At 48.5% G+C, this 13956-nt stretch carries 17 protein-coding genes; 6 read left to right on the plus strand and 11 right to left on the minus strand.

What is annotated here, in order from left to right; translation table 11 throughout:
• Window positions 1-84: 84 nt before the first annotated feature.
• From SB847_RS11995 to SB847_RS12030, 8 genes are all read right to left on the minus strand, one after another.
• Window positions 85-405: a thioredoxin family protein gene (locus SB847_RS11995; RefSeq protein WP_003151847.1), complete on the minus strand. Its 321-nt coding sequence runs from the start codon at window positions 403-405 to the stop codon at window positions 85-87.
• 2 nt (window positions 406-407) lie between these two features.
• Complete coding sequence (locus SB847_RS12000; protein ID WP_007410083.1) at window positions 408-773, minus strand: toprim domain-containing protein; 366 nt, start codon at window positions 771-773, stop codon at window positions 408-410.
• A 69-nt stretch (window positions 774-842) separates the two neighbouring features.
• Window positions 843-1079 (minus strand): YusG family protein, encoded by a 237-nt coding sequence (locus tag SB847_RS12005; RefSeq protein WP_003151845.1) that lies wholly within the window; start codon window positions 1077-1079, stop codon window positions 843-845.
• A 54-nt stretch (window positions 1080-1133) separates the two neighbouring features.
• Window positions 1134-1517: a glycine cleavage system protein GcvH gene (gene gcvH / locus SB847_RS12010; protein ID WP_003151844.1), complete on the minus strand. Its 384-nt coding sequence runs from the start codon at window positions 1515-1517 to the stop codon at window positions 1134-1136.
• A 59-nt stretch (window positions 1518-1576) separates the two neighbouring features.
• Window positions 1577-1933: an arsenate reductase family protein gene (locus SB847_RS12015; RefSeq protein WP_003151843.1), complete on the minus strand. Its 357-nt coding sequence runs from the start codon at window positions 1931-1933 to the stop codon at window positions 1577-1579.
• A gap of 113 nt (window positions 1934-2046) precedes the next feature.
• Entirely contained in the window at window positions 2047-3831 is a 1785-nt protein-coding gene (locus tag SB847_RS12020; RefSeq protein WP_082998492.1) for an acyl-CoA dehydrogenase family protein, read from the minus strand.
• Between the two features lie 19 nt (window positions 3832-3850).
• Window positions 3851-5026: an acetyl-CoA C-acetyltransferase gene (locus SB847_RS12025; RefSeq protein ID WP_003151841.1), complete on the minus strand. Its 1176-nt coding sequence runs from the start codon at window positions 5024-5026 to the stop codon at window positions 3851-3853.
• A gap of 10 nt (window positions 5027-5036) precedes the next feature.
• Complete coding sequence (locus tag SB847_RS12030) at window positions 5037-7406, minus strand: 3-hydroxyacyl-CoA dehydrogenase/enoyl-CoA hydratase family protein (RefSeq protein WP_410577867.1); 2370 nt, start codon at window positions 7404-7406, stop codon at window positions 5037-5039.
• A 189-nt stretch (window positions 7407-7595) separates the two neighbouring features.
• Between SB847_RS12030 and SB847_RS12035 the strand changes: the two genes are divergently transcribed.
• Window positions 7596-7736 carry a YuzL family protein gene (locus SB847_RS12035; RefSeq protein WP_003151836.1) on the plus strand — a complete coding sequence of 47 codons (141 nt, stop codon included), beginning with the start codon at window positions 7596-7598 and terminating at the stop codon, window positions 7734-7736.
• A gap of 29 nt (window positions 7737-7765) precedes the next feature.
• Here SB847_RS12035 and SB847_RS12040 read toward each other — a convergent pair whose 3' ends face one another.
• On the minus strand, window positions 7766-8674 hold the full coding sequence (locus SB847_RS12040; protein WP_017418958.1) for a proline dehydrogenase family protein: 909 nt from the start codon (window positions 8672-8674) through the stop codon (window positions 7766-7768).
• 89 nt (window positions 8675-8763) lie between these two features.
• Here SB847_RS12040 and SB847_RS12045 point away from each other — a divergent pair, with 89 nt between their 5' ends.
• From SB847_RS12045 to SB847_RS12060, 4 genes are all read left to right on the plus strand, one after another.
• Window positions 8764-9021, plus strand: a complete 258-nt coding sequence (locus tag SB847_RS12045) for a hypothetical protein (protein ID WP_061862549.1) — start codon at window positions 8764-8766, stop codon at window positions 9019-9021.
• Window positions 9022-9032: 11 nt separating this feature from the next.
• A complete protein-coding gene (locus SB847_RS12050) occupies window positions 9033-9365 on the plus strand; it encodes a spore coat protein (protein WP_003151830.1) in 333 nt (110 codons plus the stop codon).
• Window positions 9366-9503: 138 nt separating this feature from the next.
• The gene (locus tag SB847_RS12055) at window positions 9504-9965 is read left to right on the plus strand and encodes a MarR family winged helix-turn-helix transcriptional regulator (protein WP_410577869.1); all 462 of its coding nucleotides are present in this window, start codon (window positions 9504-9506) and stop codon (window positions 9963-9965) included.
• A 20-nt stretch (window positions 9966-9985) separates the two neighbouring features.
• Window positions 9986-11581, plus strand: coding sequence for an MDR family MFS transporter (locus SB847_RS12060; protein ID WP_007410079.1), 1596 nt, complete (start codon window positions 9986-9988; stop codon window positions 11579-11581).
• Window positions 11582-11615: 34 nt separating this feature from the next.
• On the opposite strand, the gene SB847_RS12065 is transcribed toward SB847_RS12060, so the two are convergent.
• Window positions 11616-11996, minus strand: a complete 381-nt coding sequence (locus SB847_RS12065; protein ID WP_046702226.1) for a tautomerase family protein — start codon at window positions 11994-11996, stop codon at window positions 11616-11618.
• A gap of 18 nt (window positions 11997-12014) precedes the next feature.
• Window positions 12015-12755 (minus strand): SDR family NAD(P)-dependent oxidoreductase, encoded by a 741-nt coding sequence (locus tag SB847_RS12070; protein ID WP_046702225.1) that lies wholly within the window; start codon window positions 12753-12755, stop codon window positions 12015-12017.
• Between the two features lie 132 nt (window positions 12756-12887).
• On the opposite strand from SB847_RS12070, the gene SB847_RS12075 reads away from it, so the two are divergent.
• Entirely contained in the window at window positions 12888-13763 is an 876-nt protein-coding gene (locus SB847_RS12075; protein ID WP_046702224.1) for a LysR family transcriptional regulator, read from the plus strand.
• Window positions 13764-13956: the final 193 nt, after the last annotated feature.

Raw genomic sequence — 13956 nt, forward strand, 5'->3', positions numbered from 1 at the left:
CCGTTTTAATGGCCATACATACACTTTCTCTTTTTAACGGACAGAACCCTTTATAAACCGCACGACATTTTCCTGTAAATATTGTCACATCGGGAACGTTTGCGATGTTTTTTGTTTAATCAGCTCATATAAATAGGAAACGGAGCGGAAGGCGTATCCTTTCTCAACAAGCTCTCCGCCTTTAAACAGCAAAAAGCACGGAACGCTTTCAATCTGATAGGCTTTGGCGAATGCGGGGGAATAATTCACGTTGTTTTTATAGAAGGCGGCGCCGGGCAGCATTTCTTCGACGACAGTAAGCATTTTGGACGCCAGCTGGCATGTGCCGCAAAACGGGGTGTACAAATACAGGAGATAAACGTCATCCTGAATCGATTCGAGTTCATTTTCTTGGAGTTCTTTCATGATTACCACCTCAGGTCGTTCTTTTTCAAAAATACAGTGTCAGCATCAAAGCCGGCTCTGATCAGCACAGATGCGAGATGATGGCCCGGGCACGACTCGACTTGCCTGTATGTTCTGTCTATATAAATATGGCGCGCTTCGGGAAGCTCCCGTTTCAGCTGTTTTCTTAATTTTTCTCCGGAGTCATCTGCGTCCGTTAAAATATAGACGTCTCTGTCAAACAGGCGGTCCGCCAGATCTTCCAGTTCGGTTTGGCCGATCGTCCCGTTTGTACAGACGATTTCCGCAGGTTCGATGAGCACTTCCCTGACTTTAATTTTATCAGATTTTCCTTCTACGATAATGACCTTTTCATCTCCGTTGTACATAAGCGCGTCACCTGCCGATTGTTTTAGCGTCAGATTGAAAAAGAAGGCAGTGAAATTCACCGCCAACTGTTAACACCAGCCATTCTCATAATCGCAATCGACATATTTCGGATCGCTGCCGTTTATGACATCGGCTGTTTTATAAAATTTTTGATTTTCAAATGAAAAGCCCTGTTTGAGCTCGTACTGGTCCATGCCTGTCATCTCGCCGATGGCTTCATTTTCATGAAACAAGGAAAACCGGCCGTTTTGAAAGCGGCCCGTAACGTTCTCCGTCACATCGACCTTTTGTTTATCAAAAGCCATTTTAGACACCTCCCGTTACAGATAGAATGTCCAAATGGCCCGTTTGCTATCCGATCAGTCTTCCTGTGTCATTTCGTCATATTGCTCGGAAGTCATGAGGTTTTCGATTTCTTCAGCATCAGCCGGTTCCACGACGATCATCCACGCTTTTTCATACGGAGACTCGTTTACGAATTCAGGACTGTCATCAAGGTCTTCGTTCACTTCCGTCACCGTTCCGTTAATCGGTGCGTACAGTTCGGAAACGGTTTTGACGGATTCCACGCTGCCGAATGGCTCGTCCGCTTTAATTTCGGCGCCGACTTCCGGAAGCTCGACAAAGACGATGTCGCCAAGTTCGGCTTGCGCGAAATGTGTAATCCCGATGCGGGCTTTTCCGTCCTCAACTTTGACCCATTCGTGCTCTTTGGAATAACGCATATCTTTCGGTGTGCTCATCTAAATCCCTCCATTTTTTTCTTATAATAAGAAGATACCATAATTCTTTGAACCTGGCATTACATCCAATATTTTTCGAATTGGTCTTCTTTAAAGCCGACAGTGACTTTTTCGCCGTCTGTCGTAATCGGGCGTTTCAGGAGCATACCGTCTGATGCCAGGAGTTCGAGCTGTTCATCCTCTGACATGTGGTACAGTTTTTCCTTTAAGTTCAGCTCGCGGTATTTCATTCCGCTCGTGTTGAAAAACTTTTTGAGCTCAAGACCGCTCTTCTCATAGAGGTCTTTAATTTCTTCTTTCGACGGAGTTTCCTCCGCGATATGTATTTCGTTTATTTCCTTACCGCGGTCTTCCAGCCATTTTTTCGCATTACGGCACGTTCCGCATTTAGGGTACCAGTAAAAATTTAACGACATCTTCTTCACCCCTTGTAAATGATCGTCGTTATTTTAACACAATCACTTGTAAAAACCTATAACGTTGCTTCGTGAAAAAGCGCCCCTGATGAAGGAGCGCTTTCAGCATGTGATCAGACGATATATTTTTCTTCACGGAAGACAGCGGCTGCCGCTTCACGTTTTTTCTGAATCAGATTTTTCGGTGTCAGGCGCGTCAGTTTGCGCAGCACGGAAAGCATCATGCGGAGGGAGTCTCCTTCCTCCATGGCGATCAGTGATTCTTTGGCGTGCGCTTCAATGTTCTGAAGGGCTTCCTGGGCAAAGATTTCCGTATATAACAGCTTCTGCGCGGCTTTTTCGGCACCGTCCGCCGCAATTGCTTTTTCCGTTCTGAGGACGGCAGATTCCAAAGCGTACAGCGCGCTGACAATATCGGCAATGTTCACCATGATTTCCTGCTCGCCTTCGATCTCTTTGCCGTATTTCTGCGCCGCGAGACCCGCTGTCAAGAGGGCGATCTTTTTCGCCTGTCTGACAATGTATTTTTCCTGTTCAAGAGGTTCTGAGCCCGGCTCTTCAGGCATCAGCATCATGAGCTCTTCTTGGAGCGCTTTTGCTTTTTCAAAGAGCGGCAGCTGACCTTTTACGGCTTTTTTCAGGAACGTGCTCGTTACGATCAGGCGGTTGATTTCATTTGTGCCTTCAAAAATTCTGTTGATTCTTGAGTCGCGATAGGCGCGCTCCACTTCATATTCCTGCATAAATCCGTAACCGCCGTGAATTTGAACGCCTTCGTCGGCAATATAATCAAGCGTTTCAGAACCGCACATTTTGTTGAGCGAGCATTCAATCGCGTACTCGGCGATTGACTTCGCGACTTCGCGTCCGTCCTTTTGCTCCTCTTCCGTCAGTCTGCTCATATTATCTTCGAATAAGCCCACTGTTCTGTATACAGAGCTCTCCATCGCGTAAAGCCGAGCTGACATCGTTGCAAGCTTTTCCTGAGTGAGAGTGAAGCTTGAGATCGGCGTTTTAAATTGCCGGCGCTGGTTCGCATAAGCGGCAGACAGCTCAATCACCCGTTTTGAAGCGCCGATTGTGCCGACGGCAAGCTTGTAGCGCCCGATATTCAGAATATTAAAGGCGATGACATGGCCTTTTCCGATTTCGCCGAGAAGGTTTTCTTTCGGGACTTCCGCCTGATCTAAAATCAGCGTTCTTGTCGATGAACCCTTAATCCCCATTTTTTTCTCTTCCGGGCCCGTAGACACGCCCGGATAGTTCTTTTCTACGATAAATGCGGAAAATTTATCTCCATCCACTTTAGCGTAGACGACAAAGACATCTGCAAAGGCGGAGTTTGTAATCCATTGCTTTTCTCCGTTAAGAATATAGTGTGTGCCCGCTTCATTCAAAACAGCTGTCGTTTTCGCGCCGAGGGCATCTGAACCTGAACCGGGCTCAGTTAAGGCGTATGCCGCGATTCTTTGTCCTGAAGCCAAGTCCGGCAAATAGGTTTTCTTCTGTTCTTCCGTTCCGAAGAACACGATCGGCAATGAGCCGATACCGACGTGAGCGCCGTAAGACAGCGAAAAGCTGCCGGCACGTGAAAACTTTTCCGTAATGAAGGCTGAACTGATTTTATCCAGGCCGATTCCGCCGTACTCTTCAGGCACGTCTGCTCCGAGGAGGCCGAGATCTCCGGCTTTTTTCAGCAGTCTGACCGAATGCTCGAACTGATGGTTTTCGATTTCATCGATATAAGGAAGCACATCGTTTACGACATAGTCTTCTGTCGTTTTGCCGATCATTTTATGTTCGTCTGTAAAGTCCTCCGGAGTGAATATTTGATCATATCCCGTCTCTTCAATCAGAAAGCTGCCGCCTTTTTTGACGTTGACCGTTTCCTGTTTCATGCTTCGTTTCCCCCTTGTTTTAAATGAGCTCAAATACGCCGGCAGCGCCCATGCCGCCTCCGATGCACATCGTCACCACGCCGAATTGCTCGTTTCTCCGTTTCATTTCATGAATGAGTGACAGGGTCAGCTTCGTTCCCGTGCATCCGAGCGGATGTCCGAGCGCGATGGCGCCTCCGTTGACGTTCACCTTTTCTTCATCTATCCCAAGCGATCTGATGACTTGAATGGCCTGTGAAGCAAAGGCCTCATTCAATTCAAAAAGCCCGATATCCTGTAATTCGAGTCCGGCAAGCTTGAGCGCCCGCGGAATAGCTTCAATCGGACCTATCCCCATTACCTCAGGCGGAACGCCGCCTACGGCAAAGGAACGGAATTTGACAAGCGGCGCCAATCCGAGCGACGATGCTTTTTCGCGATCCATCAGCATGACAGCCGCCGCGCCGTCACTTGTTTGTGAAGAGTTCCCGGCCGTCACGGTTCCCGTTTTAGAAAAAGCCGGACGGAGCTTCGCCAAGACGTCAGCCGATGTGCCGGGACGAACGCCTTCATCTTGAGAAAAGGTAAATTGTTTTTTCCGCGGCTTATGGTCATCACCGACTTCTGTCAGCGATACTTCAACCGGCACGATTTCGTCATTGAATTTGCCTTCTTTAAGGGCTTTAGCGGCATTCTGATGGCTGCGGACGGCAAATGCATCCTGGTCTTCTCTGGATACGCCGTACGTTTCGGCGACCTGCTCCGCTGTGTGCCCCATGCTCATGTAATACTCAGGCGCATGCTCAGCCAAAGCGATATTCGGGCGGGTCACATGCCCCATCATCGGAACTTGCGACATGGATTCCGCACCGCCCGCAATGACGGTGTCTCCCGCGCCGATCATGATTTTTTCAGCACCGTAAGCGATGGATTGGAGCCCGGAAGAGCAGTAGCGGTTCACCGTAATGGCCGGCACCGTATGAGGAAGCCCCGCCAGCGCACCGATATTCCGCGCCATATTTAATCCTTGTTCGGCTTCAGGTGTTGCACAGCCGATAATTAAGTCATCGATATTTCCTTCATAGCCGCCTGCCCGTTTCAGCGTTTCTTTTACACAAAGCGCACCTAAATCATCAGGACGAACGGCTGCAAGCGATCCTTTTTTCGCTTTACCGACCGGGGTTCTCGCACCGGCCACAATGACTGCTTCTCTCATAAACACCCTCCTAGTTCCGTAAAGGTTTGCCTTTGACGAGCATATGCTGCATTCTCGCTTGAGATTTCGCCTCGCCAGCGAGGCTTAAAAAGGCTTCTCTTTCAACCTCGAGTAAATATTCTTCTGAAACCTCCGTGCCGAACGGGACTCTTCCGCCGGCAATGACATGGGCCAGCTTCTTCGCAATCTTCATATCGTGATCGGATAAATAACCCGACCGTCTCATTTGGTCTGCTCCGAGCAGTAATGCCGCACAGCCGGTTTCTCCGGTGACTTTCACTTTTTTGCGGGCAGGCGGGCGGTATCCGCTGTCATATAAGGAAGCAGCCAGCTGTTTCGCATCGTGCAGCAGGTGATCCTGATTCATGCTGATACGGTCAGCCGCGGACAAAATCTTCATATCACGGGCTTCGTGTGCCGAACCGGACACTTTGGCAAGCGCGATTGTTTCAAAGGTTTTGATGGCCGCGTCCATCAGTTCACTTCCGCCGTCCAAATAATTCATGTACAGCTCTTTGTTTCCTCCGCCGCCCGGAATAAGGCCGACGCCGGTTTCAACGAGACCCATATACGATTCGCTCGCCGCCTGAACGCGTGCCGCCGGGAGACAGACTTCCGTGCCGCCGCCGAGTGTCATCCCGAATGGCGCCGCGACAACGGGTTTACCGCTGTATTTGATGTTCAGCATCGTCTGCTGAAAACGGCGGATGACAAAATCGACTTCCATGAAGTTATCATCCTGAGCTTCCATCAAAATCATCGCAAGGTTTGCCCCCGCGCAGAAATGTCTGCCTTGGTTACCGATGACAAGACCTTTATAATTCCGCTCCGTTTCCTCAAGCGCATTGTCAATCATCTGAATAATGTCTAAGCCGATCGCGTTGCTTTTCGTATGAAATTCCAGCAGCGCGACATCATCGCCGAGATCAATCAGACTTGCGCCGCTGTTTTTAGTGATAACGCCTTTTGTTTCTTTTAACGTTTGCAGGCTGATCCGTTTCGGATTTTCTTTCACAGCCCTGTATTGGCCGTCTGAATAGTAAAATGGTGTTCCGTTTTCCTTCATATAAAATGTTTCATGGCCCTGATCAAGCATTTCTTTCACCCAGCCGGGGAGTGCTGCACCTTCTTCTTCGAGCCGCTCCGCTGATTTTCTGACGCCGATGGCATCCCACATCTCAAACGGGCCGAGCTCCCATCCGAAGCCCCATTTCATGGCGTCGTCAATCGCTTTGATATCATCAGCGATCTCACCTAAAAGCCGGGCTGAGTATAAGAGTGTTTGCGATGTAATATTCCAAAGCAGGCGTCCGGCGCGGTCATCGGAGTATACAAGCGCTTTCATTTTGCCTTTGGCACCCTTTGCCTGTTTGGCGGCTTCTAAAGCGGGCGTCTTCATTTTCGAACGCTCACCGTATGTCATGGTCAGCGGATCGAGTTCATATATTGTTTTACCTTCTTTTTTGTAAAAACCTTGGCCTGATTTGCTGCCCAGCCAATTGTTTTTCAGCATGTCATTCATAAATTCAGGAAGCTTAAACATGTCTTTTTCAGCGCCGTCGGCTTTATCATACACATTTTTTGCCACATGGGCGAACGTATCAAGCCCCACAACGTCAAGGGTTCTGAAGGTCGCGCTTTTCGGTCTGCCGATCAAAGGCCCGGTCACCGTGTCCACCTCGCCGATGCGGCAGCCGGAAGAAAGCATTTCTCTTACCGTGACCAGCAGGCCGTACGTACCGATGCGGTTGGCGATAAAGTTAGGCGTGTCTTTTGCGATGACGACACCTTTCCCAAGCGTGTTTTCTGCAAATGAAGTCATAAACTCCAGTACGTCAGGATCTGTTTCCTGAATCGGAATGATTTCCAGAAGCTTTAAGTAGCGGGCCGGATTAAAGAAATGGGTTCCTAAGAAATGAGCTTTAAAATCGGCAGATCGGCCTTCCGCCATTTTTGTGACGGAGATACCGGACGTATTGCTCGACACGATGCTTCCCGGTTTCCGGTATTCATCAACGAGTGAGAAAATCTGTTTTTTTACGTCAAGATTTTCGACGACGACTTCAATAATCCAATCAGCATCCTTCAATTGAGCTGCGTCATCTTCCAAATTCCCCGCAGTTATATAGTCGAGATTGGCAGCCGAAGTCAGCGGCGCCGGTTTTTGCTTCAGCAGCTTTTGCATGGCCGATCGACTCAGCCTGCTGCGGACCTCCGGGCTTTCTAATGTCAGCCCTTTTTTCATCTCATCCTTTGTCAGCTCGTTTGGCACAATATCAAGCAGCAGGACGGGAATTCCGATGTTAGCCAAGTGCGCGGCAATTCCGGACCCCATGACGCCTGATCCGAGAACGGCTGCTTTCTTTATAAACTTGTGCATGAGTCATCCCCCTTGAACTTTGAATGAATAGTCATTCATTTTTTCGGCAAAAAAAATGAAACCCTTTTCTTCTTTCATCTTAAAAGATTTTCAGGATGACTTCAATAGCAAATATGGAATTTTTTTAATTTTTCGGCTTCCGCATGTTCCATGGCGCGGGCGGGAAACTTAAACCCGGAGGTGAATGGAATGGTGCGAGGGAGAAAAGATCCGTCTTCTGCCGCAGTGAGCGCGGCCAGCATGAAAGGAAATGCGGGACCGAAGCAAAAATACGGCGGCGGCAAACGGACGAGCCAAAATCAGCAATATAAAAAAGACAACATGGAATAACATGCTGCGGCTGCTTTTTGGAGCAGCCGTTATTTTTTGAAGATCCCTTTCAGCACAAACGCCGCGTTTGCCGGGCGCTCGGCAATTCTTCTCATCAGGTACCCGTACCAATCGGTTCCGTACGGGACATACACCCTCATCCTGTACCCTTCTTCGGCAAGCTCCTTCTGGCGCTCCGTTCTGATGCCGTACAGCATTTGGAATTCAAACTGCTCCCGGGGAATTTGATGTTCGCTGATGAGTGTTTTCGTATAAGAAATGATGTCATCATCATGAGTCGCCACCGCCGTTTCATGGCCGCTCAAAAGCTGCAGCTTAATCAGCTGCTGAAAATGAAGATCGGTTGCTTTTTTATCAGGGAATGCAACGGCCGCCGATTCTTTATAAGCGCCTTTTACAAGCCTGAGCCGCGGCTTGTATGGCATCAGACCGCTGATGTCTTCAGCTGCCCGGTACAAATAAGCCTGAATGACGGTGCCGAGCATCGGAAAATCCGGCTTGCACCGCTTATACAGCTCGAGTGTACGGCCGCATCTTGAATAGTCCTCCATATCAATCGTTACAGGCACGCAGCGTTCTTTTGCCTCCGTCAATATGTCTCTGACATGCTGTTCCGCGAGTTTCTCGGAAATATCCAGACCGATGGAAGTTAATTTCAGTGACAGCTCACAATCCAGTTGATTCTCGGCAATCGCCCTGATTGCTTTTTTACATTCTTCCGCCGTCCTTTTCGCATCCTTCTCTGAACCCGCATATTCACCTAGATAATCTATCGAAGCCGACAGCCCTTTTTGGTTCAGCCGCTTTACCGTTTTCACAGCTTCCGTGAGTGTTTCCCCTGCAACGAACCTTCCCGCACCGAAGCGGATTCCGTAAGCCTGGGCGAATTTTGTAAGCATTTTATTTTTCGACAAAAATAAACATATGCTCCGCAGCAAGGATGAACTCCCTCCTTTTTCTTTTATTCGTGTATGAAATCCTGATCGCAGAGAAAGCTAAAAAGAACAGAATTGAAGGAGGCGTTTATATGAACAACCAAGAGCAGCACGGAAACTTGCCGCCTGCCGTCATCTCAACGAAAGACCATTTGTATCTTGAGGACATGCTGAACTGGAATCTGCTTGCCATGAAAAAAGCGCATTTTATGGCGGAACATTGCCAGAATCAGACGTTAAAACAAGAGCTTGATCAGATCGGCCGGATGCATCAGAAGCATTATCAGCACATATTGGACCGCTTGAACCCCGATCAAGGCGGACAGACAACAACAGGCTATATGCAATAGGAGGACAATACATGGAACAGCAAAATCAAAAAATCACGAATCCGCAAACGCCCGTGCCCAATACGGCGCAAATGAATGACAGAGACTTGGTGAATGAGCTGCTGACGACGGAAAAATACATCACGGCTTCATATTGCACAGCCCTGCACGAGTTCAGCCACGAGTCTCTTTATCAAGATATTCAGGCGATTTTCGATGAGTCACAAAAAGCGCAAAGAAGATTATACGATGTGATGTTTCAAAATGGCTGGTATTCCATCGAAGCAGCCGATACCCAAAAGCTTCAGCAATCGTATCAAAAGTTCCGGCAGACTATTCAGCAGCAGTCTCCCTACCAGCAGTAAAACGAAGAAGGATTTGATGTTTTCGCCAAGCATCAATCCTTTTTTTATTTTTGCACAAAAAGATTGACTTATCATTAATCCTTATTTATATTTAACTAATGTTAATTATTTTCTCGAGGAACAAGATGAGGAGGAGTTATGAAAAACGCGGATCAATATGTGTCTGACATCCAGAAATCTCTTCAGACGCTGCTGCAAAACATACAGCCTGAAATGGTGGAAAGCATGGCAAAACACGAGGTGACGCCTGCCCAATTATTTGTTTTAGCCAGCTTGAAAAAACACGGGAGCTGCAAAGTTTCTGAAATTGCGGAACGCATGGAGGTAAAACCGAGCGCAGTGACGCTGATGGCCGACCGACTCGAACAAAAAGGACTTATCGTCCGCAAACATAACCAGCAGGACAGACGCGTCATCGACATCAGCCTCACCAAAAAAGGCGAAACAAAATTCGAAGAAGTTGTGGAAGGACGGAAAGCGATACTGGCGCGAAACCTGTCCGTTCTGACTGACGATGAACTGATTCAGTCCGTGAACATCATCCGTAAAGTAGCTGAAGCAGCCGAGAAATACGCGGCTGATCAAAAAGAAAACGAATAGAAAAGAGGAGCTGCCGAAACATGAGCATTGAAAAGAAAGATCCAAAACGCACATTATTAATAACCGGCTTAATCATCGCCATGTTTTTCTCAGCCCTTGACGGCACCATCGTAGGAACGGCGATTCCTAAAATCGTGGGTGACCTCGGGGGATTAAGCATGATGACGTGGCTGACCACGGCATATCTTTTAACTTCGACGACGATCGTTCCGATTGCGGGGAAACTTGCAGATTTATTGGGGCGCCGCGTCGTCTATGTGTCAGGTTTATTGATTTTTATGGGAGCTTCCGCACTGTGCGGAATGGCCAGCAACATGACGGAACTGATTATTTTCCGCGGACTTCAGGGAATCGGCGGCGGTGTCATGATGCCGATGGCTATGATCGTCATCGGGGATTTGTTCACAGGGAAACAGCGTGCCAAGTTCCAAGGGCTTTTCGGGGCGATTTACGGGCTTGCTTCCGTGATCGGCCCGCAAATCGGAGGATGGATTGTTGACTCATTAAATTGGAAATGGGTTTTCTATATCAACCTGCCTGTCGGAATTTTAGCCGTCATCTTTATCGCAAGAGGACTTCAAGGCAGAAAACAGACCGGGCCGATTAACTTTGACATCGCCGGCATTTTCACAATGATCGTCGGAATCGTCAGCCTCCTCCTCGCGCTCAGCTTCGGAGGAAAGGATTACGCATGGGGCTCTTGGCAGATTCTCGGTCTCTTTGCGCTTGCACTTGCCGGGATTGTCGGATTCATTTTCGCTGAAATCAAAGCAAAAGAACCGATTCTGCCGATGTACCTGTTTAAAAACAGAACGTTTACCGTATTGAATCTGATCGGCTTTTTCATGAGTATCGGCATGTTCGGCGCCGTCACGTTTGTTCCTTTCTTTATGCAGGGAATTATCGGAGTCAGCGCCACCGCGTCCGGCACGATTATGACGCCGATGATGGTATCTATGATTATCACAAGTATTATCGGAGGCCAGCTGGTTTATAAGATCGGTATTAAACCGCAAATCATGATCGGCATGCTGATCATGGCTGTCGGCTTCTTCTTATTAACGACTTTGCAGCTGGATACAAGCAAGCTCGCGGCTACATGCTATATGGCCGTGATCGGTCTGGGAATGGGGCTCGTCATGCCGCTTCTCACGCTCGCTCTGCAAGAAACGTTTTCAAAAGAAGAGCTGGGTGTTGTGACCTCTTCAAGCCAATTTTTCCGGATGATCGGGGGAACGTTCGGCATTACGGTGCTCGGCGCTGTCATGAATGCCAGATCAGGAAGCCTTTTAACCGACAGACTGGTGCCTTACTTAGACTCACTGCCGAAACAGGCAAGTGCCTTTGCCGCCCAGTTTAAAGGTATGATTGACAAGAATCCTGAAGGGCTGCTTCAATCCTTGTTCAGTCAGGAATCGATTAAGCAGATTCCGGCCGCATTTTCTTCCCATATCGTGCCGGTTTTGAAAACGTCACTGATGGATTCGCTTCACAGCGTGTTTTTCACAGGCCTGGCCTTTATCGCTGCCGGATTGATCCTCACGCTGTTTGTTAAATCAATTAAACTGACAAACAAAAAGACAGGCAAACAAGAAGAAAAGGCGAAAGCCGTTTAACAAAGAAAAATCCCGCGGATGCCGCGGGATTTTTTTATATCATCTGGGCCTCTCCGTTTCCGAATGACCAGTCTTCCGCTGCGTTGCCTGAAAGGACGATAAACACATCTTCTTTTCTGACGCCCAGTTTTTCGTGCAGCCGGTCAGCCAAATGCTGATAGAATGCTTGTTTCTGATGAGTTGTTCTGGAGTTTTTCAGAGTGAAGCGGATAAACATCAGTTCATCGCTCCGCTCGACTTGTAGATATGACGGATCATAGAAAAACTCTCCTTTTTCGTGCTGATGTACCACTTGAAAATAGTCATCATGCGGAACATCAATCATCTCCGTCATCGCGGTGTGAATAACGGTGCTCATTTTTTTGAGCCAAGGACCGTTTTTTCCTTTCTGTAAATGGATCTGTACAAACGGCATCATTTCTCTCTCCTTTCGTCACATCGTCTGTCCGCAATCGGCTGTTATGATTTGTCCCGTCAGTGATTCCTGCTCCAGCACAGAGCAAATCAGTTCTCCGATATCCTCCGGAGCGGCGATCCGTTCCAGCGGAAGGCTTCCGGCAAGCCGGTACATCGTCTCTTCCCGACCCATCCACCATCTTGTCGCAACGGCTCCGGGCGCGACACAGCTTACACGGATGTCCGGCGCCAGCGCATGGGCCAATGATTTTGTCAGGCCATGCACCGCCGCTTTGGAAACGGCATACGGAAGGGAAGAACCCGCTCCCGTCAGACCGGCGATGCTCCCGACATTCACAATAGCGCCTGACTTTTGTTTTTTCATATGAGGCGCTGCCGCTCTTGCGCAATGAAACATCCCGCTTACGTTGACAGCAAATAATTCATCCCATACTTCTTTCGTTGCAGATTCCAAATCATGAAGCGGAATATGTCTGGTGATGCTCGCATTATTTACGAGTAAATCAAGACTTCCGAAGCAGCCGGCCGCTTCGTTCACCATGTCTCTCGCCTGTTTGTCTATAGAAACGTCCGCTTGAATGGTCATCGCGCGTCCGCCTGCCTTTGTTATGAATTCAGCTGTTTGTTCCGCTTCCGTTTTTGAATGTGAATAGTTAATGACGACAGCCGCTCCCCGTTTTGCCAAGGCAAGGCACGCTGCTCTTCCGATTCCTGTACCGCCACCTGTGACCAGTGCCGTTTTATGTTGTAAATTCATTGCTCCCTCTCCTCTTACGATCTATGTTCATCAGCTGATATGTTTATTGTAATGGAGATCTGAATTTCCGTATAATGATTGTTAGAGATGTTTCACATCACAAAAAGTGATAGCAAAGAGGGAGAGATGACAATGGAGAGCGGAGATTTGCGGATTTTTCAGATGGTGGCCCGTGAAGGTTCGATTACAAAGGCGGCTGCGCGTCTCGGCTATGTGCAGTCAAATGTGACGGCCAGAATCCGCCAGCTGGAAGAAGATCTGAAAACCGAGTTGTTTTTCCGCCATAACCGCGGGATGACCCTATCCTCAAGCGGCACGGTGCTCCTCCAATATGCGGATCAGGTTGTCGGTCTGATTGAAGAAGCCAAAATGGCGCTCGCTTCAACGGACAAGCCGAGCGGACCGCTCATGATCGGCTCGACCCAGACAACAGCCGCCGTCAGGCTGCCGAAGCTTTTGGCATCTTATTATGAGCGGTATCCTGATGTGGAGCTGTCCCTTACGACAGGACATACACAATATGTAACTGATAAAGTTCTTCGCTATGAATTGGACGGTGCATTTATCGGCTGTCACTTTAATCATCCGGATTTGCACTCCATCCCGGCCTTTGAAGAAGAAGCCGTTGTCGTGACTCCCGCTGCCGTCACTGCTATAGAAGAAGCGGTGAAAAAGCCGCTTCTTGTGTACAGCACGGGCTGCACATACCGTGACACATTAGAGCGGTGGCTTCATTCCATAGGCACGGCGCATCCGGTCATGATGGAATTCGGCACACTTGAAGCGATTATCGGCGGAGTGACGGCGGGACTCGGCATTACACTGCTTCCGAGAAGCGTGATCGCACAGCACGCCGCACTGGGCGCGGTTCAGATATGGACCATTCCCGAATCTTTCAGCATGATGAAAACGGAATTCGTCACGCGGAAGGATTCATATATGAGCAGTGCATTACGGGCCTTTATTGATTCCTTTTCAGTAAAAAAAGCTTCCGGCACCTCTCTTTGATGCCGGAAGCTTTTTATTGTTTTTTTCTGTGAGCTTCATTGAGCTGTTTAATGTGCTGTATCGCATCGCAACTTTGATGCCCTCTTTGGTGCCCGGACAGGATTCGTTCCAATGTTTTACGCTCAGTAAATATCTAATTATGATCGAAAAGAACAATTGAAAAAATTCACGAGATCCGTATAGCAAAACGGAT

Source organism: Bacillus sp. SIMBA_026, from assembly GCF_046535335.1.
GTDB lineage: Bacteria > Bacillota > Bacilli > Bacillales > Bacillaceae > Bacillus > Bacillus velezensis.

Coding starts and splice junctions, on each gene's coding strand:
- SB847_RS12075 (WP_046702224.1), top strand. CDS start 12,888: ATGGAGAGCGGAGATTTGCGGATTTTTCAGATGGTGGCCCGTGAAGGT.
- SB847_RS12055 (WP_410577869.1), top strand. CDS start 9,504: ATGAAAAACGCGGATCAATATGTGTCTGACATCCAGAAATCTCTTCAG.
- gcvH (WP_003151844.1), bottom strand. CDS start 1,517: ATGAGCACACCGAAAGATATGCGTTATTCCAAAGAGCACGAATGGGTC.
- SB847_RS12025 (WP_003151841.1), bottom strand. CDS start 5,026: ATGAGAGAAGCAGTCATTGTGGCCGGTGCGAGAACCCCGGTCGGTAAA.
- SB847_RS12070 (WP_046702225.1), bottom strand. CDS start 12,755: ATGAATTTACAACATAAAACGGCACTGGTCACAGGTGGCGGTACAGGA.
- SB847_RS12060 (WP_007410079.1), top strand. CDS start 9,986: ATGAGCATTGAAAAGAAAGATCCAAAACGCACATTATTAATAACCGGC.
- SB847_RS12020 (WP_082998492.1), bottom strand. CDS start 3,831: ATGAAACAGGAAACGGTCAACGTCAAAAAAGGCGGCAGCTTTCTGATT.
- SB847_RS12050 (WP_003151830.1), top strand. CDS start 9,033: ATGGAACAGCAAAATCAAAAAATCACGAATCCGCAAACGCCCGTGCCC.
- SB847_RS12005 (WP_003151845.1), bottom strand. CDS start 1,079: ATGGCTTTTGATAAACAAAAGGTCGATGTGACGGAGAACGTTACGGGC.
- SB847_RS12000 (WP_007410083.1), bottom strand. CDS start 773: ATGTACAACGGAGATGAAAAGGTCATTATCGTAGAAGGAAAATCTGAT.
- SB847_RS12015 (WP_003151843.1), bottom strand. CDS start 1,933: ATGTCGTTAAATTTTTACTGGTACCCTAAATGCGGAACGTGCCGTAAT.
- SB847_RS12035 (WP_003151836.1), top strand. CDS start 7,596: ATGGTGCGAGGGAGAAAAGATCCGTCTTCTGCCGCAGTGAGCGCGGCC.
- SB847_RS11995 (WP_003151847.1), bottom strand. CDS start 405: ATGAAAGAACTCCAAGAAAATGAACTCGAATCGATTCAGGATGACGTT.
- SB847_RS12045 (WP_061862549.1), top strand. CDS start 8,764: ATGAACAACCAAGAGCAGCACGGAAACTTGCCGCCTGCCGTCATCTCA.
- SB847_RS12030 (WP_410577867.1), bottom strand. CDS start 7,406: ATGCACAAGTTTATAAAGAAAGCAGCCGTTCTCGGATCAGGCGTCATG.
- SB847_RS12065 (WP_046702226.1), bottom strand. CDS start 11,996: ATGCCGTTTGTACAGATCCATTTACAGAAAGGAAAAAACGGTCCTTGG.